Genomic DNA, 25,804 nt, shown 5'->3' with positions numbered 1-25,804 from the left:
AGGAGCGGCGCGTATCTTTCGTGGCCTCGGAATTTGTACATGCCTATCCATTCTTTCATAAGAGCATTGTATTGTACGGCGCTGCGATTGGAGATAAAAGATCGGTTTTGCATGTGTAGACGAGCACAGTCCGGACAACCGACACCCCTACCACAACGCAAACAGCGGATGGAACGAATCCATGGAATCTGCTTCATACAACGCGGGCATATGCCCGGATAGATTGAAGACAGAATCGCTCGAGTGCCGCATGTCAGACAAGTCGCTCCCGGTGGGGCGAGCAGGTGATGAAGACGCCGGGTCAGGTGCTGTGCATGATCGGTTATGTTGCTGAGCCAATTGAACATAAGGGGCATATCTCCAGTCTTGGGAATATATTTTGAAATGTGGAACCAAACTTGGCAGATGACAATTATGTCTGGGATGGTGGATGCAGGTAGCCTTTGCGACGAGCGATCGTGTTCATTTTCCGGATCTGTGCAACGGCCTTCACCTGAGAACGTGTCCGACGAGATGATGCAAAAACCACTCTACCCGCCGGGTCATCCATGGAACGCCCTGCTCTGCCCGCCATCTGAACGAGTGAAGCTTCATCAAAGAGACCATTGTCTGCATCCAATATAAAGACATCGCTGCGCGGAATGGTCACGCCACGCTCCAGAATCGTTGTCGTTACGAGCAAACGAATGTTGCGATCACGAAAGGCTATAACTTTGCTAGCTCGATCAGGGTCCTGAGATGAAGTTCCTTCGATATGGATCCCTGGAAAGGTACGACGCATCAGGTTCACAAACGCCTCAATTTGGGCAATACGTGTCACAAACACAAATACCTGGGCGTCACGCTCCAATGAAATCTGGATGTTAGTCTTCAAGGCAGAAGGAAGATTTCGTTTCTTAATACATTCAGCAACGGTAACCATCTTGATTAGTCTTGGTACGGGCAAAGGATGACGGTGAAAACGTACCGGGACTTTGGCATGAGTTAGTTTCCCCTGTGCTGCTTCCCTCTGGAGCCGAGCTGGCGGTGTAGCAGACAGATAGACAAAATTCCCCTCCGGTTTACAGGAGGATGCCGCCGCGTGAGCGAGCATGGGATCGTTATGATAGGGGAAAGCATCCAATTCATCGATAATGACGAGATCAAATCCCTGATAAAAACGCATCAATTGATGCGTGGTCGCGAGCGTAAGCTGCGCGTCTTTCCAGCGTTCGTCACTGCCTCCGTAAAGGGTAGCGAGCGAAGTGTCCGGAAAAGCTTTGGCTAGTCGCGGAGCCAGTTCCAACACCACGTCCCTGCGTGGCGTAGCGACCAAAGCTCGTCCACCACGATCCAATGTATGTTGGAGCAAGGGGAAAATCATCTCGGTCTTGCCGGCCCCGGTCACGGCCCACAGCAAGAACCGCCCCGGCCCATCCCCTGCGGGTGGCCGGGCCAAAAACGCAAGCGCCGCGGCTGCTGCCGCGCTCTGCGCTGCGCTAAGCCCCCACCGGGCGAGCCCGCCGCCGGTGGGGGCCAAGGCCGTGCCACGCGGTGCTTCGCCGCGTCGTGGCACGTCCCCTTGCGCTGCACTGCGTAGCAGCAGCGCACAGGCACGGCTGCGCCCTAGCGCGAGGCAAGCCTCGCAGTAGGCGCACGCCGCCAGGCCGCAGGCAGCGCAGGGCACGCGCTGCCTGGCTTCGCTGCCACAACGGTGGCAGCGGGGCGCGCTCCGCGCGCGTCCAAGCCACGCGTGCCGACGGCGCGTGGCGGGCCCTTCGAGGGCGGCTGTGATACTCAGCCGCCCGTGCAAGCGCGCGAGCTGTGCAGCCGCGCGCCACTCCCTAGGCGGCTGGGCGGTATCCGCCAGCAACGCCTCCGCCTCGGCCGCCAGCAGTTGGCGGCCGCTGATCCGCTCAGCCAGCAGGGCCGCGTCCCGCTCCAGCTGAGCCCACTGCCCGGCGGGATACGGCTCGGGCATCCCGCCTACCTGAATGCGATGCGCAGCGCTACTCCCCGCTTTGCCTGCTATACCTTTTCTCGCCTCAACTTCCCCCGAAGCCAGTTCATATACATCCAGCTTCCGCGCAAGATAGCTCTGCCATTCGCGCTCACCCCAGTGATCCATGTCCCGCTCCATCTCAAAATGCTCAACCAACCAAGATGCCTGACTTAACGACACCACCGCATCTAACAACAACCAGCGCAGCACATGCCGACCACTTCCGCCCTCTAGCCACCAATTTACGTCCACTCGAATATCGAGAGACAAGGCCATGCTCCACCCTTCCCCTACACGGCACACATATAAGGCAACTTTCATTTACTCTCCTCCCTCCAACCTACTTTCTCCCGAACGCAAAAAAAGCACATGCCAACCCGGCTGTTCGCCGGAGCATGTGCTTCATGTCCATATTCAATCTTGCGTATGATTAATCTACTCATTACTATACCAATTGAATCTCTACATCACAAGGTTCGTCATGCATCATACAATTCTGCTAATAACCAGAATCTTTCTTTAAAATTGCGAAACTTTTTCCAATCTGGTTCGTCTATACTTTTAAATTAAGAGTTCTGACTTCGAAAATCTTATTTCTGTGATCAAGAACTCATCGTACCCAGACAATAACCATAGATTGCATAAAAACCCATTTTTAATTTAAAAGCAGACTTGGCTACAATTACAAAAAAAGACTACAGCTTCTGCTGTAATCTTTTCACTGTAGATCTGCGAAATGCTAATCCTATTTCCGTTCACATGATGATTTATGCTCTGACTCGCGCAAATCAATCAGGCGAAACGTGTGATCGGTCTGCGCTACCCGTTCAATATCAGCAGGGACAGCAGGCAGATAGGATGTCTCCAATCCTTGCCTTTGCATAAGCTTTTCAATAATCGTAATCGTTTCCGCTTCTGTACGATCAGCGACAACGGTTAGTCTGAAGCTCTTTCCACGGTATAATAATTCCCGGCAAAGTTCTCTTACAATGCCTTCAATCCGCCCTGCCTGATTGGAAGGGATGAGCAGAATCTGCTCGAAACCTTCAGATTCCGGACGAGAAAGATAGCGCTGGTGCATGGCATGAACGGCCATTGCCGCCAGGAAGTATATGAGCAGAATCATAGTCAGATGAGCAACCATGGCAACTGCACCTCCTCGGAAGGTCATGCTCACCCATGGCGAAAATCCCTGTATACAACAAGTATATGCTGTACTTCCTGAAGGGTTACACTTGCATTTCCCATCACTCATATTCCATTCTGATCGACACCGGACGAAGAAAGACAGGCCAGGTCATTCATTCACGCCTAAGCTTGAACATATGTTCCGCACAACCTTACACTTTGCTCGTTTGCAGTGATAAAGTCCATTAACCCGCAGACCAATCCAACATTCTGGAAAGGGCGCGAGTGAACACCAATCTATACTTCATCAAGGTTGAACCAACCAATGGACTGACTTACGATATAAATACTGCTTTATAAAGAAATAAGGTATTAGAGCGTAACCCAACCATATTTGATCGAATTGATAACAGCTTGTGTACGGTCGTCTACTTCCATCTTCTGCAGAATACTGCTGACATGGTTTTTTACCGTTTTTTCACTGATGAACAGGAATTCACCAATCATCTTATTGCTCTTACCTTCTGCCATCAAGCGAAGCACTTCAGCCTCACGACGTGTGAGCGGGTTATTGTCGCCAGCGACAAATTTAACACCGGCTTCCTTCGAAGCTCCTTCACTCATTGCCCCTGTTTCATTAAGATACGTCATTCGACGCAGCTGCATGATCAGTTTGCCGGTTACTTTCGGATGAATGAACGCATGTCCTTCATGCACGGAACGAATCGCATTGATCAGAGACTCGGCCTCCATATCTTTCAGCAAGTATCCGTTAGCGCCTTTACGAAGCGTCTCAAATACATAACTTTCATCATCATGAATGGACAGGATAATCACTTTGACATCAGGGAACAGCTCACGCAATTTCTCTGTTGCCTCAACCCCGTTTTCGATCGGCATGTTAATGTCCATCAACACGATATCAGGTTTATCCTGGTTGCAGAATTCGAGCACTTGAATACCATCGCCGCATTCGCCGATGACCTCAATGTCGTCCTCCATATTTAAAATGCGTTTCAGTCCCTCACGGAACAGCTGATGATCATCAGCCAATAGAACTTTAATTGACGCTTTACCAGTATCACGGTTTTCCATCATCCTGCTACTCCTTTCCCTTATCCACGTTTGTCGGGATATGAATCACTATTTTGGTTCCTTGATTTTCTCCGGATTCAATCTCTATTCTTCCTTCTAACAGTTCAACCCGCTCTCTCATCCCAATCAGACCGAAGTGGCTATGATCCTTGCTTTTCTTCGCAAGAAGCTCCGGTTTGAACCCAAGCCCATTGTCCTGAACGACAATCTTGACGAGCTGAGCCTGGTATGTAATTTCCACTACAACATAAGTGGGATAAGCATGCTTTGCAGCATTCGACAGACCTTCCTGCACGAGGCGGTAGATCGCTGCCTCCATCGCAGAAGATAAACGGTGTTCTTTACCTCTTGTTTCAAAAAGCGACCGGATTTTCGTTTTTACCTCAAAATCCTGCACGTACTTCCGAAGCGTTGGAATCAGTCCCAGATCATCCAGTGCCATAGGACGCAGATTGAAAATAACTTTTCTCATTTCTTCAAGACTGGAACGAACCTGGCCTTTCAAATCTACTATTTCGGCCTGGACCATCTTAAAATCCTGCTTAATGAGCATTCTTTCTACAATTTCCGTCCTAAGCACTAGATTGGCGAGCATCTGCGCAGGCCCGTCATGAATCTCACGAGCAATACGTTTCCGCTCTTCTTCCTGGGCCAAAATTATTTTCAAACCAATCATTTGTCGATTTTTGGCAGATTCGATGATCCGGGTCACTTGACCCAGTTCACCTGACAGGTATTCGAGTACAACACCCATCTGCGAACCGATGGTCTCGGCACGCTCCACAGAAGCTTCCACATTTTTGGCACGCTTCTGTAGGTCATCCCGACGGGCCTTCAGATACATTTCCTTCTCACGATAAATCATCAGATCCAGCTGCAGCTGTGTTGCTTTCTCATACGCCTGCTTGATATCATGCTCGGAATAACGGACAAAGTCACGGCTAACCTCGGTCAGCCGGATCCGGGAACGGCGGTAGTTCAGCTCCAATTGATCTACTTTCTCGATCGTTTCCGCCGTCTCCTTCAACACCGACTTTAGCTCCTCGTTGAGTGTTTTCAGCTCATCGCGAGTCGCGTCCATGATCTCGAACATTTGATATTTGCTGTTTTCCATGACTTGTATGGCGTTTTTAATGACGCGGTCTATGGCATCGGCTTGTAAATCCACGTTTGTTCGACTCCATTTCTATCGTTTCCGGTATATATCATACCATATCACGATGAGATGGTAACGGTCTTCGTTTTCTGTTCCCATTTTACAGTCAGTCCAAGTTGCTCGGAAACGAGTCTAAGCGGGACTAAAGTCCTACCACCCGTTACGTATGGTGCAACAGTTGCGCTCTGTCTTTTCCCATTCAGAATGAATTCTTTCTGTCCTACAACCAGATCAATCAACTTGCCACCCCGTAATACCGTGATCCGCTGATTTTTGCTATCCCAACTCGCCTGACCACCAAAAGCATCCAAAACATGTTTGATTGGCACATACGTCGTACCATTTTTCAGAACTGGTGCTGCATCAATGGCTTTTTTCGTTCCATTCACCGTCATCGATTTCTGTCCGAGCACAAGCGAGGCTGTACCCGTAGGCAACCCAACTTCACTGGACTTGGAAGGCATCGTAAATGCGATGTTGTCAAAAGCAACCGTACCTGTCTTCGCACGCTCATCCTGACCTTCCTCCACGTTCACCACATAGACCCGCTTCAGCTTCGCCGGATAGGCGATGTTCAGTCCGTTCAGGTCTACGCTCAGCTTCTTCCACCCGTTCCAGTCAATCGCTTTGGCGAGATCGGCATATACCGTTTTGCCATTGGCATCCGTGAATTCAGCGCGCAGCCAGTTCAGGCTCTTATCTCCCATAACATCAATCGACATCGATGTAGCTGCAGCAGATACCTCTCTGCCAGTAGAACCATTCAGTTGTGCATAAGCGTACATTTTGCCTGTTCCAGCTGTCATATCATAACCGAGTTGCAGTACATTGGAACCGGCTTTCTCACCTGTTCCTGCAGTAACGGTTGCTGAACCAGTTACACCCGCTGCGTTCGTTGTGAAGTTGATCGGGTAATTCACATTTTCAAAGTTCTCCCAGATCGTTTCGCTTGCAGAAGCCGAGAGGACCACGACTGTGCTGTAACCATCATAACGACCAATCGCATATCCCACTTGTGCACCAGAATTAACGGAAGATACGGTAAGTTGGTCAGCAGTCACTTTACCCTTGAACCCGATAAATTCCCATGACAGCGAGTCCGCCGGAACCGTAACACTTTGTCCGCTCTTCGTTGTTGCCGTTACCGGAATGGACATCGTTGTACCCGCCTTGAGCGAACCCAGACCCGATCCTGCTGTCAGGGAAGCCAGTTCACTTCCACCCAATACCGATACTTTAATGGAGGACGAAGCTCCATTGCTCGTTGCGGTCAAGGTTGCTGTACCTGGCTTCACACCTTTGATCGTGCCGTTGCTGACACTTACGATGCCGTTGTTGCTGGACTTCCAGGACATGCTGATATCGCCTGTTGCGATTGGGTTGTAGTAGGTGTCATATCCTTTGGCTGTGTACTTGCCCTCTTGCCCCACCAGCAACGTTTGGCTGCCACTCACGGCAAAGCCCTTCAGTTTACCTACAGGAGCCGTAGAGAACACACCCAGCGTGTTTACAACCTGACGTTGCTCGGTACCATACTCTGTGTTGAACGTCAGACCAGCGGTTTGCTCACCTAACGGACGTGTTACCATGGTTGTGGAGCCGCCTCCGTCCAGGTTCATGCCTTTCCAGACACCCACACTGGTCATAAAGGATTGCAGTTCCGTCAGCGACATTCCGCTGCTGTTACTGTTTTTCTCCGCTGCAATGATGTAGACATACCGACCATCCTGGGAGTATCCTACTGCCGTTCTTGCACGAATACCACCAATGCCGGACGCAGCGATATCACGGGAAAAGGAAGCTGCCTTACCACCATTCACCAAAATGGTATGACCGCCAATCATCATCTCCAGATTACTTGGATCGACCGATTGCCCGGTTGTTTTAGCTTTCAGCTTGTAATCCGCATCCAAGGTTTGCCCAACGGATAGATGGCTCATGATCCATGTCGCCGCTGTTCCATGCGCACGCAAAATGTACCCATCCTGCGGCACCGTCATGTTTAACGCTTTTTTATCCGAGATTTGGGTAATGACTCCGTTCTGCACGAGAACCTCTGTCGGCGTTGTGGAAGGGTCATTCGGACGTTTAGTAGACGTCCAGGCAGGTGTATAAATATACATCGAGTTGGCATGACTATATTTCACCGCACCCGACTCTACCGTATAATCCTCTTTATTTATCCCACGCAAAACGAAGGTTGAACCATCCTGCGCCTTTACAGTCCCATCAAAGGAATACTCGTCGATCATCGGCTTGCCATCCTTGGTTACCGTGAGGGCATACATACCTGACAGTTCGGAAGGTGTGGAAACCAGTACGCCATCGGAGACCTGTCCACCAATGGGCGCGAGCTCCCCGGATACATTGAAGTAATCGCCATTCACAGCGGCTACTGCACCATTTTCCTTAGCCATGGCACCTGTGCTCTGTTTGCTATTCAGATTACCGCCCTTGCCTGTCATCACATCCAGCTTTACATACGGGTTCTGCAGATCCACCTGGATTACATCCGCCAGTACGTTGACCTTGGAACCAGAACGTGTTGTTGTATATCTGTATTTCATGAGCTTCGCACCCGAAGTCAGAATTTCTTCACTTAACTTGCTTGTATTCGTAGATGCTGCTGCGGCTACTGATTGCCACGAAGTACCTGACCACATCTGTCCGCCTGTGCTCATCACCGGTGCAATCCAGATCACACCCGCCAGCGTTACAATCGCCCATTTCTTCACCTTACTGCCCTTAACGTCTTCCAGCTGTTTCCCATGTTTCCCCAGCATGTCTGAAACGTCTCTCCCATCTTGTATATCAATCTTAGACATCACGAACACTGCCAAGTAGGCAGCAGATAGCGAGATCTCTAGTATACTCTTCTATTAATAGACTGCTTTTTGTGGAAAAAGTTACGTTTGTCCCCTATATTAGCATGCATAGATTTTGAAAATAGCACACTTTCATATCGCGGATGTAATATTCCGTTCATTCATATGAGGTTTATATAAAAAGAAGCACATCAGCCTGAGTAATTCGGCTGATGTGCTTCTTAAATACCTAACAATGATCATGTCTTTAGATTACCGTTTACAGATAACCAATTCTATTGAGCATGCGTTTTAGCATGACTGCTGCCTGAGCTCTTGTTGCATGTGCCAGCGGCTTAAATTCTGTATCCGACACACCATTAATAATTTCTGTCTGTACTGCTTTGGCAACAATATCCTTGGATTTAATAGATTTCTCATCTGTGAATTTAGATAAGGTTTCCTTCACTGACAGTTGAAGCGTTGCTGATTGCCCAGCGTAATTCATTGCTCTCATCAGCATAATGGCCATTTGTTCCCGGGTGATGAATCTATTAGGTTGGAATTTATTATCGCCAACACCCTCAATAATTTTCGCCTCCACTGCAGCGCCTATATATGCATAAGTTGAACTGTTTGCATTCAAATCTCTGAATTGTTGTGCAGCTGCACGATTGCCTTTCAGCCCTAATCCTTTGGCAACCAACTCAGCAAACTCTGCTCTAGTAATCTTCACATCTGGCTTAAATGCAGTAAGGTTATCAGCACTTATGATCCACTTAGAGGCCAACTCTGTAATAGCATCTCGTGCCCATGGTTTTGCATTCGGGAAGCTTACCAAATGAGTCACTGGGGCTACGATCTGATTACCGTTTAATTTACCTCTAGCAACCATTCCAGATGTCGTAGTTCTGAAAGTTGTTGGTACATAGGATAACGTCTGTGTGTTCGGATCAACAGCAGTGAATCCGGATAAGACTGTTGACGTGTTTCCAGGAAGTTGCATCCAAAACTGACTTTTGATATTCTGCTCTACAGTTTGCCCAGTATTTCCGTTATAGAGCTCAATATGAACTTCTGTCACGTTAGCCAGTCGCTGAGCGTTCGAACTTGTTAGCATATACTCTAACGTTCCTAAGGAGAATATAGGAACAGCCTCTAACTGTACATATAATATGGCAGTACCGGGGGCTGTTGTTATCCCTGCACTTTGTCCCATAGCCACAACTTCCAGTTGCGACAAGGGCACGAGCCAGACACTATCACTATATTTAATGCCAAATGAACCCGTCCGATAAGTTGCAGCTATCCGAGAGAGCGTGTGAAACGGGATTCCCACCGAAGCTGTTGCTTCACTCTCTGGAACTTCAAACATGATGGGTTGGTTTAGTTTCCCGCTTGAATACGCATATTCAAATGCTTGGGCAAGCTTGGTCTCATCGATGGTAAACTGCCGTGTTGAACGATTGTTCCGTGAAGTTAAAGTCTCAACAGTAGCTGTATCACTATTCATAATATACATTGATTGTCCAAAACCGGACTCAGCTGCACCTACTTCACTGATCCATGAAGGACGCCCCTCCAATGGAGTAGTTGGTGTAGATGTATTTAACTCTTTTACTTGCAATGTCAGTGGACCAAACGCCACTACTTCAGTATTAAGAGTATCCCTAAGCGAAACTGCACCTGGTGTATAACTAACGTTTCCTGTTTGTCCTGCAGATGCAGCAGCTGGCAATTTTAAAGTAACAACTGAGCCGGATGCCGATGCAGAGCTAACAGCTACGTTATTATTTCCAATCTGTACACTGAACTGAGCTGGACTTAATGCAGATTCTGCCTTTAAAGCATTACGGAAGTTAATAAGTATCGTGTCTCCTTGTAACACACCTGACAGGATCGTTCCATTTCCATATGTGTACGTCACGGGGGTTAAATTCAAGTATCCCGCGGGGTTTCCGTTTAGGTCCGTTAGACGGCTCGTTCCAGGAACGTAAGATAGCGTCACAGTCTGTGTGCTTGTAACCGGCGAGGCCAATGTCAGTGTCACGACATCATCTTCAATTTCCGAATCATTAACAAACACAGCTTTCCCGTCTACCAATACCGAATACTGACTTTTCAAAGGTTTATTTGATCTACTTAGTGGTTCGTTGTAGCGAATCCACAGTTTACTGCCGCTGACCTCAGCGCTTTGGAACTCTGGGTTCTTCGTGTCAATACTATTACGAACGTAAAATTCGCTAAATCCGGCAAGCGCTTGACCGCGACTATCCTTTACAGCCCATTCACCCGGCTGATAAGATACGCGGACGACTTCACCATTCGTAATCGAACGACTAAGGTTCAGAGTAACAAGTGAACTGTTGTTGGTAGACATGCTACTTACACCCACAGACGTTCCATCCGCAGTCACGCTGAATTGTTTATATGCTTCACTAGAGTTAATATATACGGTCTCAGGATAATAGAGATTGATCGTACTATTATAGACGCTGCCTTCTCTAGGTTTGGACATGATTGATTCCAGACTGTTCTCCACGTCTCTGGCTCCGAAAGCAGCTGCGGAATTCAGAGATAAATCCTGAATTTTGCGCGTTGACGATCCAGGTGAGTATCCAATGCGAACCACTTGTCCTACTGCTACACCTGTATCTAGAACAACGTAAACACTATCTCCGGACACATAAGATGTAGATACACTACGTGACTCCCCATTAACAGTAACGGAGAAACTGGAAGGCAGCGGATCCAGACTTGAGAGCAACTTGTCATAGGTCAGACGAATGATGTTATTACTGTACATTTTGGAAGTTTTGAGAACGGGAGCAGTTCGATCTAACGTTAGTGTACGGAATGTCCACGAGGTTGCTCCGTTAAGCCCTGTATACAGATTGCCCAATTTGTCTCGTAACACGCCCCCAGCAATGTCCACGGTATAGCTGGTATTACTCGTCAAGCTGCTTAATGGAGTGATTCGCAGCTGTCGATTATTCGAGCTGTTCACTGCTGTAGTTGTTGCAATTACTGCTCCACTCGCATTTCTCAGCGTTACTGATCCTGGATAGCGAGTGTCGAGTTCTTTGTTGAATGTAACTGTTAGCTCTCCTGTCAGCGCGACTCCACTCGCTCCGTTTGATGGTGATAGAGAAGAAACAACTACAGAAGTTGGATCTGATTGAAAAACTGTAAACTGCCATCCGTTAATTCCTGTTCCAACGACATCATTACCTGTCTTGTCCCTTAAGGCTCCCTGATCTATGTCAACTGAGTATGTAGCATTATTAGAAAAACTTTTTACGGGATCAATTGTAAGCGTATTGCCGCTAATCACGACACGAGACTGTGGTAGAGCCATGTCATATTGCTCAAACTCAACGCCCCCTTCGTAAATTACGATTTCTCCCACACCAGCATCAATTGGATTGCTAAAAGTTACTTGTAAATTTGAATCACGAGTAACAGAAACTGCACCGTTAATTGGGAATAAGGAATTTATAGTCGTAGCCCCTAGTCCCAAGGTATAGAATGACCAAGCTTCTTCATTTAAGCCATCAAAAGGTTCATTATCTCCATATTCAAAGGATTTCGCTCCGATTCGAATGGCATAGTGCCCACCTTTTAATGCTTCGTTTAACTGAAAAGTGATCGTTTTTCCTACATCCGGAGTACCAGCAGAGTCAGCTATAACATTTACTGCAGAATTCACAGGAACTTCTGCAACCAGCTTGTTCTCCGGTAATCTGTATATGGATATGTGCTCTAACGTACTTGCAACTTTTCTTACCGGCTTCTTGAATACAAGATTAAACGGTAATGTACTATCAACGTTTCGAGCACCTAATGCTGGAATAGATGACTCAATCCCCAAGCCAGTTAAATCGTCATCTGCATATGCAGTATTTTCTTTCCACCCCAAACCGCTATACCAACCTTGCGTAGTCAATAATACAATTAACAATCCGATGATCCCCTTGCGGATCATTCCTTTTATACTCACCTTTCGTTCCTCCTCATGCAGATTCAACTGTTTATTCCATGTATAGACCTCTTTATGTATTTCGGCAAAAAGGAAATATTTGATTAGCAAATAGTAATAATATGTAAATCTGTTTTACCTTTTTCGTAATGCAGTGATATTCCTTGACACTAATGTAAAAAGAAGCCCATGATTCCTTAAAGGAATCATGGGCTTCTACATGTGTTGGACAGGCCTTACAAACCTGCTTGAGTTTTCAAAAGATCTACTTTGTCCACTTGCTCCCAAGGTACATCCAGATCTGTACGGCCGAAGTGACCGTAAGCAGCTGTCTGTTTGTAGATTGGGCGACGCAGATCCAGCATACGAATGATGCCAGCCGGACGAAGATCGAAGTTGTTACGCACAAGCTCAACCAATTTCTCTTCGCTGACTTTGCCAGTTCCGTATGTATCCACGTTGATCGATACCGGGTTGGCTACACCAATCGCATAAGCGAGCTGGATTTCCACTTTGTCTGCAAGTCCTGCAGCTACAAGGTTTTTCGCAACGTAACGAGCCGCATATGCTGCCGAGCGGTCTACTTTTGTTGGATCTTTACCAGAGAACGCACCACCGCCGTGACGTGCATAACCGCCGTAGGTATCTACGATGATTTTACGTCCAGTGAGGCCTGCATCTCCCTGAGGTCCGCCAATAACGAAACGTCCTGTTGGGTTGATGAAATATTTAGTCTGCTCATCCAACAATTCGGCTGGAACGACAGGCAAGATTACATGTTCTTTGATATCTTTTTGGATCTGCGCAAGTGTAGTCTCTTCAGCGTGCTGAGTAGACACAACGATTGTATCCACACGTACCGGTTTGTCACCGTCGTATTCAATTGTTACTTGAGTTTTACCATCCGGACGAAGATATTCCAATGTACCGTTCTTACGCACTTCCGCCAGACGGCGTGCGATACGGTGGGACAGAGCGATTGGCAAAGGCATGAGTTCTGGTGTTTCGTTCGTTGCAAAACCGAACATCAGACCTTGGTCACCTGCACCAATGTTTTCTGTTTCACGAGCGACTTGCTCCGGGTCACGGTTCTCAAGCGCTGCGTTAACGCCTTGGGCAATATCAGCGGACTGCTCATTCAGAGAAGTCAGAACTGCACAAGTGTTATAATCAAAACCGAACTTGGCACGTGTATAGCCAATATCCTTAATTGTATTACGAACGATGGATGGAATGTCCACGTATTCAGAAGCTGAACTGATTTCACCGATGACAAGCACTAAGCCTGTGGCTACGGAAACTTCGCAAGCTACGCGAGCATTGGGGTCGTTTGCAAGAAACGCGTCCAATACGGCGTCTGAGATCTGATCGCAGATTTTATCCGGATGTCCTTCGGTTACAGACTCCGATGTAAATAGATGCCGGCCTTTAACAGACATGAAGTTTCAACCTCCCATAACTAGTAGTATGGCGATTGCCCGAACAAAACATGACAGCGAATCGTTCACTGTACCCTCGAAGCTTTCCAACATGGAATAAGGACGCAAGGTCCGCAGTTACGAAGATAAGGATTTTTCAGGTAATTGCCTCAAACGAAAATCAACCTTTCCCTAGTGGAAAAGGTTGCATACCTCAAATGCCATCTTAACGTATTTGTCAAGACGTGTCAAACGGATTAGGCTAAGAAAAATGCTCTATAAGTGCTGCTCTGCCTGGCGAATTAGCCTTTTGGTGATCTCTCCACCAACCGATCCATTCTCACGGGAAGTCAGATGTCCCCACCCTTTATATTGCCCGTAGGAATGATCACTCACTTCACCCAGTTCAGATCCAAATTCTGTATCCACACCAGCCAAACCTCTGCCACCATAACCTACATTGAGACCAAACTCTGCAGCAATCTCATACTTCATCTGATCCAGCATTTGACGACTTTCGGGTACCACTTTGCGATTGCTTCTAGCCATGGTTCCTGCACCTCCGTTAAGTTAATTGTCAACAGTTATAGAGTGAACAGGAACAAGGTTGGCTAGCCGTATTAATGATTGTTAGAACTGGGTAATCTGAGCAAATGAAAAGCATATTGAATGAATAATTCCTTTAACAGCTACAAATCCTATTTCAAAGTATATCCACCACGAACAATTACAGTTAGGCTATATTTATTTCCTTCCAATACCGTGATCCCCCGTCCATCCCTTGGAAAAGAGAGCAGGTGATTGGTCGGCGCTGCCTGTCCATTCGTCAGGTCAATCCCGTCCGTCAGATCAGCTACACCGTTCGTACCTTCACTGACGATCACAGCTTTGCCGCTACGTACAATGAACTCCGCGCCAGATATACCGATCAGCTGTTGCCCCGGCTTCACCGTTACGATCTCAACGGCATCAGTAGCGCCTGAGACCAGTGGAGGAAGTGAAGTGTCTCCACCTGTGCTACCGGAGTTTCCGGTTCCGGTCGAGCCGTTATTGCTGCCTGATGAGTTGCCAGAACCCGTGCTAACGCCTCCACTCAATGCTTTTTGAATCTGCTGGTCAACATAACTCTTCGTTACAACCGGATCGTCTGCTGTTCCTGGCTGACTTGTACCTGCACCGATGGCTGTATTGCTGTATACCGACCCAACCCACACGCCAACACCAATCGCGAGCGCAGCGAGGGATACTTTCATATAAGGTTTCATGTGAATCATTTTCCTCCTCTGGTAATCTATTAACTTTAACTATAGAGAAAAAATAAGGATGCCACAAGCAAAACCTCGATTCCGTTGTGGCGGAATCGAGGTTTTGTGGACAAATTACTATTATTTGAATCTCTGCATTTATCTCAGATCGACAGGCTCTTCCTTCGGATACTTGGTCAAGTCATATCCATATCCCTGCTCTGCAAGACGAATACGTTGTCCCTGGAACTGATCATCTACGCTTAAGCGATAAGAACCACCACGCAACTTCTCGAACAAGCTGTCTTCAATACTCCAACTCAGTGTCTGATTGGTTCCCACTTTCAGGTCAGTTCCCAAGGTCAATTCTTTCTCATATGATTTACCTGCTTGATCCGTCAGTGTGAGGATTAACTTGTGCTCGTTCTCACCCATCTCAATCTCTTCATTACGGGATAAGCTGTAATTCATCTCAATCTGTACAGACGAGCTGCCTGCCAGATATGCTCTCACACTGTTGGCAGTCCAAGAATAAGGATAGAGATCAATATTAGTTAACGAACCTTGAACACTAATGGAGGTTGGCGGTACTTCGAATGCCAGAGCATTCACATAAGCAGTCGCTTCCCCTTCACCGGTTACAAACTTGCTGTCTGCAATACCTTCACCCACAATCAGACGCAGGTCTGAGAAAGTAACGGACTTCGGAATCTTAGCCCAGAACGTAACAATCGACTTCTGTCCTGGACCAGGCAGACGCTCTGCTTGCTTCGCAGTTGCTCTGTAATACTGGCCATCCGATGTTTTGAAGTAACCTACCAGTTTACCGAGACCACTTTGACGCAGTGATTTGTTCGTCATTTCGAATTCGGTATACACGATGTCCGATGACGTTCCTGGATAACGAATCGTTCTCCGCACACCCATTTCGGTCTCTTTATCAGCAGTACCCGATGTGTATGTCTTGCCACTTCCAACATAAGATAGCGGTGGAATTAATCCAGACGTATTTAACGTAATCCACTCATTCGTCTCTTCTTCACTAACTTTCTCGTTCAGACTAAGTTCCAGACGAGATATACGTAATTCAGAAGGAATCTTGGTCAACAAGTAAGCCTCGGTTGTCATACCCGCTCCAAGTAGCTTGCCACTTTGTGTGTAGATTAGCTTCTTGTCTCCCTCAATCTCAGCAGAATCAATCATAAACATCGCTTCAAGTTCAGGAAGTTGAACTGTTTTGTTACCTGCATTACGAATAGTCACTTTTGCGGCAACAATATCACTATCGAGCCACGGCAATCGCTGTAACGATCCAAAAGACACACCAAATGTACCTTTGTTATTCTTAATGACCGTTTCAGTCGTCAATCCATCTCCGCTGGATACCGATTCAGGAATGGCATAGACACCTACAGGATAGGAGAATACAAAGCCATTCGTTGAAGACGACGTTATGGATTCTGTACTTTCACTTTTTTCTACCGGACTCATCACATACAGCTTGATTTTGCTCGTATCACCATCACCCTGAAGAGTTACACTGAGCTTAATCGTCTTGATATCACCCGGATTCAACTTCAATGTTTCCAATGCTTTGGTTTCAATCGGGTAGACTGTTCCGTCTGTATTCCGTACCTCAAAGGTATACGTCGGCACCTTAATCGCTTTCTTGCCTTCATTCTTGAGTTTAATTTGAAGGTTAAGACTAAACTCACCATCATCAATTCGGACTTTCGCAGATTCAAGCAATGTGGACAGTCGTTGTCCTTCAACAGAAATGATATTGGGCTGATGGGCCGCGACTTCTACATTCGTTTTGCTCGCTTCGGGCAGTTGTAATGCAGCAACAGGCAGAACACTCTTCTCTTCACCCTGTTCCTCTACCAGCAACAGCTCAGACTTTTGCAGCTTCACAGACGTAGGAAGAGATGCCATCAGACTGAGGGCCTTATTAGCTTGAGCCTGGATGCTAACATTCGTACTGTCTTTATCCAGAGTTAACGGATAGTTCGTACCACTTGGCGTACGCAAAATCCATTTGATATTCGGATTTTCAAGCAATTTATAACTGATATTGTTTAAATTCACGCCAATTTTCACATATTGATTCTTATCTTCACCTGGAAACACTTTAATTCCAGATACTTTAACCTTCACTGCAGAGTCGCTTAGACGAACCGTCTTTGGCTTACCTACAGGTGTAGTAATACTATAGGATGAGGGCACATTGAACTTACCCAACGTACGTTCATAGTTAGCTTGACTGAAATCCCATTTCACGATGAGGAAGTTCAGATCACTAAGTTTCACCTCGCGACCTACTTTCATAACATAGGTCAACTCAACTGTTGATCCAGGCGCGACCGTTTTCTTTTCCTGATCTTTTGCGATCAGTTTAGGCGAGAACGATGTTCCACCCTTTGTCTTTACCTTGCTCCAGTAATCGAGCATCATCATTGGGGTGCTGTCATTATTCTTGTAAGACAATGTATACGTAACCACATTGCCATCGTCCTGTGCCAAGATGTTTACATCTGTTAATCTTACGGAACTTCGTGCTGTCACTTTAACAGCTGACAGGTTACCCAGGGTATGTACAACCTTCTGCGTTGTTGTTGTCGTTTTCTTCGATGTACTGCTATTTGAACTGGTGGCAGCCGTTATATTGGTTGTGCTCGCTGCCATGGCGATGCCAGCTGTTGAACTGATCAACATCGCACTTGCGAGCAAGCTCACAAACATTTTCTTTTGATTCACTTCCAAACCTCCCATAAGTTGCTTATTGCTATTATAGTATAAACGTTCGTGGAGGGGAGAAAGTTACGATGTTGTTGTGATTTATCAAATAAAAAACAAAAAAAAGACCCTTAGATTTCTCTAAGGGTCTTTTCTTAAAACTTATAAATTAGTACTGTCTTTGTACGGAAACGTTGGAAGCATCAGCAGCGTTACCGGATTTGTCAGTTACAAATTTGTTAGTTGCATTTGTAGAATTGAGGTACAGTTCTACATAAGAACCAGTCAACTGTGTAGTACCAGCAGCTTCAAATGTAACTACTACTTGATTACTGTTAGTACCAGCAGCAACTGCAGTAACGGTAGCTTCAGATCCGCCAAGACGAGCCAAGAAGCCAGTAGTGTTGTTAGCAACATTCAAAGCTTCGTTGAATGTCAATGTAGCTGTGTATTGTTTCTTACCATTGGCTTGAACAGCACCTTCAACAACGTTGAAATTACTGTTTGCTGCCAATTTAGGTGCGATACCATCTGTCAAGCCTTCGTTAACAGTACCAACCTTGATACCATTAGGACTTACAGATTGGATGTTCTCAACTGAACGAATTGTAACAAAGTTAGCTGTGGAAGCTGTTGCATCCAAAGATTCACCTGTAGTGATTTCGAAGTGAGCCAAAGTGTTACCATCTTTAGTCTCTACGCTGTTCAATTTCAAACCGTAAGTTGCGCTAGTCGCACTAATAGCGAAGTCACTTGCACTTACAGAGGACAAGTATCCATTGAATTGAACTTCAATTTTTTTGTCAGATACAGCTTTAGCAGACTCAACACCAATTTTTCTGGAGTCTTTAGCTACAACAGGCGTAGAAACTACGTTTCCAGCGATGTAGTTATCTTTAGTATCTGCAACATTGGCGATACGCAAGTTCAGAGTATCATTAGCAGCCAAGTATCCATTTTCTTTGGCAGGCAAGGAAATGCGCACTTGTTGTGCATTTACTTGAGTTACCTCAGTGTTATTAGGAAGCGGCAACAAAGGACCGTTGGCGTTGATTTGGTAGTTATATTTGTTTGGATCAATCGCACTACCGTTACCACTTACAGCCATTTCTTTGCTGAATGTAACGTAGATATCCAGATCTTTCAAGGATCCATTACCAGTGTTTTCTTGAACGAACCAAGCATCGTTAACTTTTGGTTTAGCAACGTCACTTACATCTACAGTAGTAGTGTACGGCAACATTGTGTTTGCAATTGCAGCGATATCACGGATACCAGCGATTTCCAAAGTATATTTACCTTGTGGCAACTCACCGATTGTAGTGATTTGTACACGTTTGTTACCAGTACCATCTACGAATTTAGGAGCATTAACTGGGTGACCAGCAGCTGTGAAGCCTCTAGTTGTAACCAGTTCACCTTTTTCATTTTTCAAAGTGAAGTTAGCGTTTGCTGTTTTAGCAACATCAGCAGCTTCAACAGCTTTGCTGAATTCAATAGTGAATACGTGGTTGTTGTTGTAAACTTCAGCAGTTACAGAAGCAACTTCTGGACGAGTAGTGTCAATCACTGGAGTCACTTTAGAAGTACGTGTAGCAGAGTTGTTGCTATAGTCTGTTACGCCTTCCAAAGTAATTGTGTTTTCACCCAAGCTAAGCTTGTTGTCGTTTTCGAAGTCAACAGTTACTTTGTTATCTTCAACAGTAACAGTTCCTGTTTTACCAGAAGACGTGTGGTAAGCTTTGCTCACGGATTTAACAGATTCGTTAAATTCGATTTCTACTTTGTTCAGGTTTGTAGCTTTAGCACTAACTACTTCTGGAGCTGTAGTGTCTTCAACTACTTCGAACTCAACTTCTTTTTGCAGAAGTTTGTAACCTGCATAGTCTTCAACACCATTTACTGTCAATGTGTGTTTACCAACGCTGAGGTCAGTTGTGATAACTGCAACACTTGGATAAGTGAAGTTAACATACCCAGAAATTGCTTTACCGTCGATACGGAAGTTGGAAGTTGTGTTTACAGAAGAAGCTTTAACAGGCTCAGAGAATACAACTTTGAAAGCTTTAGTTCCGAGGCCTTTTACTTCTGAAACTTCTGGCAAAGTAGTGTCAACTGGAGTCACTGTTACTGTCTCTTTGAACACTTTTGATTTGTCAGAATTTTTAACATTGCTTACATTCAACTTGTAAGCTTTTTGAGAAGTGAATGTTTGCTCTGCTGGCAACAGCAAAGTTACTGTTTTCTTGTCAGAAGACAATGTAGCAGATTTGAATTTGAATCCGTCTACTGTGTAGTTAGACTCAAGCTCAGCGCTATCAGCATCAACATCACCATCAAATGTTACAACAACTTGTTTGAGGTTGTTAGCAGTTGCACTAACAACTTTTTGAGCTGCAGTTACAACATAAGTAACTTTTTCAGTGAAAGTTTTATCTTTGTAAGTGAATTTCACTTCAGTTTCTTTGTTAGCTTCAAGAGCTTTATCCAAAGTAACTTTTACAGTTTCGCCATCGCTGATTTTGAACTCAACCACTTTACCAGCTTCAGTAACTGCGTAAGATTCAACTTTGATGCTTTGTGCTTCATCAATTGTGAAAGAAGCACCTACAAGCAATTCGCGTGAAGCGTTAGCTGAGAAGTTCAGACCAGCATCCAACAATCCAGCGTTGATCGCTGCTTGAACATAACCTTTAGCCCATTCAGGAGCACTGTTGTTAGTTTCAGCAGGGATTTCCAGATCAAGAGCACGTGTAAGGATTGTCGCCATTTGAGCGATTGTCACTTTACCATTGCTGTCAAAAGTTTTGCTGTTTGTGCTTACGCCTTCCATGATACCAGCAGCTGTTACTGCTTCAGCGTAAGGAACGAACCAGCTGTCCGCTTTGTAGTTTTTATCTGTATAAGTAAGAGTTCCAGTGATCTCTTTCAGACCAAGCAATTTTGTAACGACTTTTGCAAACTCAGCACGAGTCATTTCTTTTTCCAAACCAGCGGAACCATCTGGATAACCAGAGAAGATACCTTTTGCTTTCAATGCATCAAACTGTTGTTGTGGTGTTACTGCTGTGTCACCGAATGCTACAGATGCAAACATTGAGAATGCCATTGCTGTAGACAATGCTACGGATAAAATTTTCTTCATAACCTTTTTGTCTCCTCCTTGGGCGTTCATAACATTGGAATTTTCTTTAATAGGGTCGCTCGTATTCCTCATTCTATTGTCGCACCCCCTTTCCAGAGTTATGAGCAAGTTAATATAAATGATGTCTGTGAGCATATCACAGAAACTTGTAAACAAGAATAAATGATAGAATCATACGTAAATAGAGTAGTTTCCTAATCCTACCTTACGTATTATACAATGGGTCTCTCGTGCCGTAAAGCAATTTTTTCTAATAAATAGACAAGATTCTTCACGAGGTCATTCTTGGTAAGTTCCCCAATGTTTTTGACTCTACATCTTAAACGCAGCAGATTTCAAAAAGTTGCGGATTCTTCAAAAAAAGTTTTGAACTTTATTATGTATTGATTCAGTGCGGGTCTTTAATGGGTTCAAAACATTTATCCAACAGTTATTATCATGATTTTCCCAAGAACATCTTGCGTAAGAAACGATTTGGACGTTTATTTATACCCGTTATTTTCCACAATGAAGCGACAAATTCTACAATATTGAAAATAAAAGAAGAGGAGCCCCTTGGGCACCTCTTCTTGGAACACTTGCTATAATTTAACGAATCTTCATTGCCAAATCAATAATCTGAGCACGCATATTCGGATCACTATTCAATCTCAGATACATATCGTCAATTGGCTTTCTGTTCTCCCGGTATGTCTTCTCGTGCTTCATCGTGGTATGAGACCATTCAATCAATTCATTCTCAGCCAGAACCAGATTATTATACGCATCATGGAAGCCAGTGGACTTCACAAGTCCTTCCATCACTTCCTGAGAGATCTCCTCTGTCTTACGTGTATCTTCCAACTTTTTCTCCAGAATGACTGCCTGCTTCTCAAACTGTGTCTTTGCCTTCATGTAACCCAATTGGGCTCTCGAATAAATCGGTTTCATTAGCTAACTTCACCCTCTAGATCATTGTGTATTTACCGTTATTGTATCTTAATCTCTAGCAAATTACAAAAATAGTTATTGGTAAAAAACAGATTGCTTCTATTATAAAAGAGTTCTATACCAGTTGCTTCATAGTCATAAAAAGAACCCGCCCCTTTTAGTATGAGGGACAGGTCCTTCCTAAAAATGCATCGATTTATCTCAAAACTAGCTCAAGTTTTTAGGGAATACTTTTGTGCTCTTCTTAAGCAATTCAACTGCAATTTTACCCGCTTCTGCACGTGTCAGATTACCTTTGGGATTAAATGCGAATTGTGGCTTGCTTTGACCTGTAACTGTGACTGGTGAACCTTCCATGATTTTAGCTTTAGTCACCGCTTGTACTGAAGGTCCGGCGTAGTTTTCCATGCTTCCCGAGTCAATGAAAGACTTAGCCAACGCACTTTGAAGTTTACTATCATTTGTAGCTAGTTTAAGTTCAAGCGCTCTCGCAATCATAACTGCTGCCTGTTCACGTGTAAGAGGACGATCTGGCCCAAATACACCATCCGTTAAACCAGTAATGATTCCTGCTCTAGCAGCTGTTTCAATACTGTCATAATCCCATGTAAACGAACTCGTTCCAGGAGCTACATCCGTAAAAGTCCTTCTGCTATCCGAAGTGATAGGCAGATTCAATCCTTTTACCAGAAGTGTAGCAAACTCTCCTCTGGATGTTCGATCATCTGTTCCGAATTGCTCGAATCGTAATGGTGTCATAAACCCTTTGGCATACAATGCATTAAGAATATTTCTAGCCCATCCATGATTCGTGATATCGTTGTAACTTCTTCTTAGTTTCATGACTTTGTAATAACCAAAGTTATCAAATGGGACTGTAATTGTGTGTTTCTTAGAATCAACTTCTCCACCAATTCGTTTCCATTCCCGACTCGGGGAGTAGTAGAAGACAGATATGGTCGAACCAGCGTCATCTACGACATTTGAATCGTATGTCAATGTCAATGTACCACGCTCTGAAGGTTTAATTTTGCGTTCAGTAGGCGTTAAAGGATTACCATATAACGAATCCAAAGTATAAGGACCTACCCCATTCGTTGGTTCCTTGTAATTATCAGTACCCCTGGTTCCAGATTCCCCCAAACCACCACTAATCCAATAAATCTCTGAGATTGGACTAAAGTTTACAGAATCACCTGTTATAGCTGAGAATCTTCTGTAGTATTCGTCCGGGACGCTTAATGGATTAGGATCTCCATCCTCTGTTTTGAAACCAACAATACTTCCATAGTCATTGCGGCGTTCCACTATTCCTGTATTCGGGTCCGCAATACCGAACAGCAACTTGTTATTCGGGTAAAACTTAGCAATTCCACTGTTATCTGTGCTCTCCATTACTGTCCCTTTTGGAAAGTTCAGCTCTAATTGCTTGTTGAAAGCAGAGTATTTATTAGCTACTTTAGGTGCCATATACTGTGAATCCACACCTGCAGCACTCGTATAATATACCTCGATTGTATCAGTAGTTTTTACACCACTACGATCAATTGTAAGTTTAATTTTGTTTACTTTGTCCGCTTTGAGTCCAACATAGTCGAGAGCAAAACGGTCAGATTCTGTTCCTTGAAGCTTTTTAGCCGTCTCTTTGTCTATGACAACTGAAGTTGCTCCCTCAGCTTCGATATCAAAGTGAACAAAGTTTTTGTTAACAACAATCTGGCTACCGGAAGTGGGTTGCGGAGCTATAATGCGATAACCAGCAGATTCCCTTATCACTTCAATCTTTTGACTTGTCTTAGCACCAGTTTTGTTATAAAGGTCAAGGGTATAGATATATGTGCCTGGAGTTTCTGCCTTCAGATCTCTTAGCCGCACTACAAAATCCTGTTGTCTACCCGCACGATCAACAATAACTGTGCCATTGTTCAAAGCATATTCAGCAGAAATTTCTGGATCTTCCCATGTTGTGCTTCCAGCAGACCCTTCTGGTATGTTCAGTGTAAATATATTTTGGGTACCCATACTCAGACTCATACGGGTAGCTCCTGCACCACGAATAGCCAAATCAAAATTTTTAAGACTTGTAGTGTACTTCTTATCAGTAAATGTAAAATCGGTGGAAAGGTTGAATAAATTCTTCACCCATTGATCGTCAGGATTAAAGGGTTCCAAAAATGTTGAACGAGCTCTACTTGGTGATGGCTGTAAGTTTTTAATAGTAGACACATTATTGTCATTGATGTAAATGCGCAATTCTTTGGAAACTTCGTTTAACTGTCCCTTATCTCCAGTACCGGTACCTGTAAGTACAATACGGTTCTCCCCGAAGTAAAGTGGTCCCTTGTCTCCGTCTACTTTAATAACCGCCTTAAAGCTACCATCGCTACTCAGGGTAAGTGTTTCTTGTGGTGCTGTTGTACCAGCTGGATTCTGGGGATGTGTAGAATATACTTTGACTCCATTAGCAAAAATTTCAGCTACGAAGAAATTGCTATCCAGTGTCGCAAAATCTACATATTTACCTTCAACTGTAATTTCATCTGTTGCCTTTGAGTTCATATCATATGTTTGACCATCCGATAAATTACTCACAAAAATATAATTTTTGGATGCAAACGAAATTGTTGCATTACGACTTGATGCCGATCCATCAAATTTAAACTGGACCGTCTGGTTTCCATTTTTGAAGCCTTTAATTTGATAAATATATTTGGTTGGCGTTACTTGCTGAATTAACTTTATATCTATCGCACTTGTTCCTCGTGGTAGATACTCAGCTGATAATGTTGCACCATTGGGGTTTCTGCTTGTCTCAACCAAAATGTAAAAATCCGCAGCGTTGACACTTGCACCCGTTAAAGGTACACCATCAGGAATCGTGCCTGTTCCTTTATAATCTCTAAGATACTTCAGGTCTGTAATAACTGTTTCATTAGCCAAATACTGAAAATTCATACTTGTAGTTGCTGTGCTTTTACCATATCTCACAGTAAGTGAATGATTCTGCAAACGATCCAATTCTGCAGGCGTTCCGGAGCTGGTAAAAGTAATCGATGGAATATCGAAAGAAATCAAAGCGTAAGAAGGTGTGTTAACTCCAACGCTCGGTATCGGTACAACACTTGGAATAATTGTAGAGTTAATTGCTCCGTCGATTGTAATTTGTGGTACAGCATTTGTCTCATCGTCCGGGAGAAGCATTTCTACCTTCACATTAGCATCTGAAGGATTACCCCCATACGTCGGTCTAGTAGATAACATGCTTTGAGCCAAAGCACCCGGGGCCACACCCTCTATCAGATCCAATTTAGAGTATGGGTTAGCTTCATCATAGTATAACAATGAGTAATTGTAGACATTCTTGTCCACCCCACTCTCAATTGTTATCTTCACATCGTTTAAACCAGCCTTCAGTCGCATCATCGGAGAATAAAATTGTCCATCCGGTTGCAAAGCAGTTGGCAAAGACTCGCCATTATTTAGAGAGACTGTAACTTTAGATGAGTTTTTGGCAACACCACTAAGTGTTACTTCGCCTGTATCGACGACCACTTGGGATCCTTCATTCAGATCAAGGTTGTCCGCTCCTCCGAGAACTTGCAATTTTTCAATATATGGAACAGAATCATACAAAATATAAAAACTCTCTGATCTTTCACTTGGTCCTTGTGAACCTGTGAACGTAACTTTATTCATACCTGCGAACAATGTTAGTGTTGCTTTAAAGCGGTTATCCGGACGATCCGGATCAACTGTTACAACTGCTGGTGCTACTCGTGTGCTATCTGGAACCCAAGTCCCATCTTTAAGATTCATAAGTTGAACGTTGGCACCCAAAGTGGAACCTGTAACATTCGTGAACGTACCAGTTACAGGCTGTTCGCTACCAGTTACCACAAAAGCAGTTGAACGCGATAGTACATCTGTGCCAGTTCCAGTCAGTTTGAGGCCTACTGTATCTTTCAATTGGACATTCCCAGCATTATCAGGAGTAAAGTAACTTGTCTGTCCCGCCGCCGATGCGACTGGTGCAAGGCCAGCTGGTATTAGAGATACAACCAGTGCCACCATCATCAGCCAGATTAACGGCTTCTTCGTACGTTGCATTACGTATCATCTCTCCTCTTTTTAAGTCAGTTACCTTTATATATCGGCAAAAGGTTCCAATTATTTAGTAAAAACCTCAAA

At 44.7% G+C, this 25,804-nt stretch carries 13 protein-coding genes; all 13 read right to left on the bottom strand.

Features of this window, described 5'->3' with window-relative positions:
- Positions 1-412: 412 nt before the first annotated feature.
- The gene (locus tag PAHA3_RS23070) at positions 413-2,302 is read right to left on the bottom strand and encodes a helicase-related protein (protein WP_062836990.1); all 1,890 of its coding nucleotides are present in this window, start codon (positions 2,300-2,302) and stop codon (positions 413-415) included.
- Positions 2,303-2,726: 424 nt separating this feature from the next.
- A complete protein-coding gene (locus PAHA3_RS23065; RefSeq protein ID WP_062836989.1) occupies positions 2,727-3,125 on the bottom strand; it encodes a hypothetical protein in 399 nt (132 codons plus the stop codon).
- A 356-nt stretch (positions 3,126-3,481) separates the two neighbouring features.
- On the bottom strand, positions 3,482-4,204 hold the full coding sequence (locus tag PAHA3_RS23060; protein ID WP_026081439.1) for a response regulator transcription factor: 723 nt from the start codon (positions 4,202-4,204) through the stop codon (positions 3,482-3,484).
- Positions 4,205-4,211: 7 nt separating this feature from the next.
- On the bottom strand, positions 4,212-5,372 hold the full coding sequence (locus tag PAHA3_RS23055) for a sensor histidine kinase (protein ID WP_062836988.1): 1,161 nt from the start codon (positions 5,370-5,372) through the stop codon (positions 4,212-4,214).
- Positions 5,373-5,419: 47 nt separating this feature from the next.
- Entirely contained in the window at positions 5,420-8,143 is a 2,724-nt protein-coding gene (locus PAHA3_RS23050) for a stalk domain-containing protein (protein WP_062836987.1), read from the bottom strand.
- 301 nt (positions 8,144-8,444) lie between these two features.
- Positions 8,445-12,164: an Ig-like domain-containing protein gene (locus PAHA3_RS23045; RefSeq protein WP_062836986.1), complete on the bottom strand. Its 3,720-nt coding sequence runs from the start codon at positions 12,162-12,164 to the stop codon at positions 8,445-8,447.
- A gap of 215 nt (positions 12,165-12,379) precedes the next feature.
- Positions 12,380-13,582 (bottom strand): methionine adenosyltransferase, encoded by a 1,203-nt coding sequence (gene metK / locus PAHA3_RS23040; RefSeq protein WP_062836985.1) that lies wholly within the window; start codon positions 13,580-13,582, stop codon positions 12,380-12,382.
- 255 nt (positions 13,583-13,837) lie between these two features.
- Complete coding sequence (locus tag PAHA3_RS23035; RefSeq protein ID WP_062836984.1) at positions 13,838-14,110, bottom strand: alpha/beta-type small acid-soluble spore protein; 273 nt, start codon at positions 14,108-14,110, stop codon at positions 13,838-13,840.
- Between the two features lie 149 nt (positions 14,111-14,259).
- A complete protein-coding gene (locus tag PAHA3_RS23030; protein WP_062836983.1) occupies positions 14,260-14,826 on the bottom strand; it encodes a hypothetical protein in 567 nt (188 codons plus the stop codon).
- Positions 14,827-14,964: 138 nt separating this feature from the next.
- The gene (locus PAHA3_RS23025) at positions 14,965-17,562 is read right to left on the bottom strand and encodes a hypothetical protein (protein ID WP_062836982.1); all 2,598 of its coding nucleotides are present in this window, start codon (positions 17,560-17,562) and stop codon (positions 14,965-14,967) included.
- Positions 17,563-17,710: 148 nt separating this feature from the next.
- Positions 17,711-20,758 carry an S-layer homology domain-containing protein gene (locus tag PAHA3_RS31175; protein ID WP_062836981.1) on the bottom strand — a complete coding sequence of 1,016 codons (3,048 nt, stop codon included), beginning with the start codon at positions 20,756-20,758 and terminating at the stop codon, positions 17,711-17,713.
- A gap of 516 nt (positions 20,759-21,274) precedes the next feature.
- Entirely contained in the window at positions 21,275-21,616 is a 342-nt protein-coding gene (locus tag PAHA3_RS23015) for a hypothetical protein (protein ID WP_062836980.1), read from the bottom strand.
- 207 nt (positions 21,617-21,823) lie between these two features.
- Entirely contained in the window at positions 21,824-25,723 is a 3,900-nt protein-coding gene (locus PAHA3_RS23010) for an S-layer homology domain-containing protein (protein WP_062836979.1), read from the bottom strand.
- Positions 25,724-25,804 lie beyond the last annotated feature (81 nt).

This window comes from Paenibacillus amylolyticus (assembly GCF_001570725.1).
Lineage (GTDB): Bacteria > Bacillota > Bacilli > Paenibacillales > Paenibacillaceae > Paenibacillus > Paenibacillus amylolyticus_A.
Note: the sequence above shows the minus strand (reverse complement) of the source record. Positions and strands in the feature narration are given on the sequence as shown.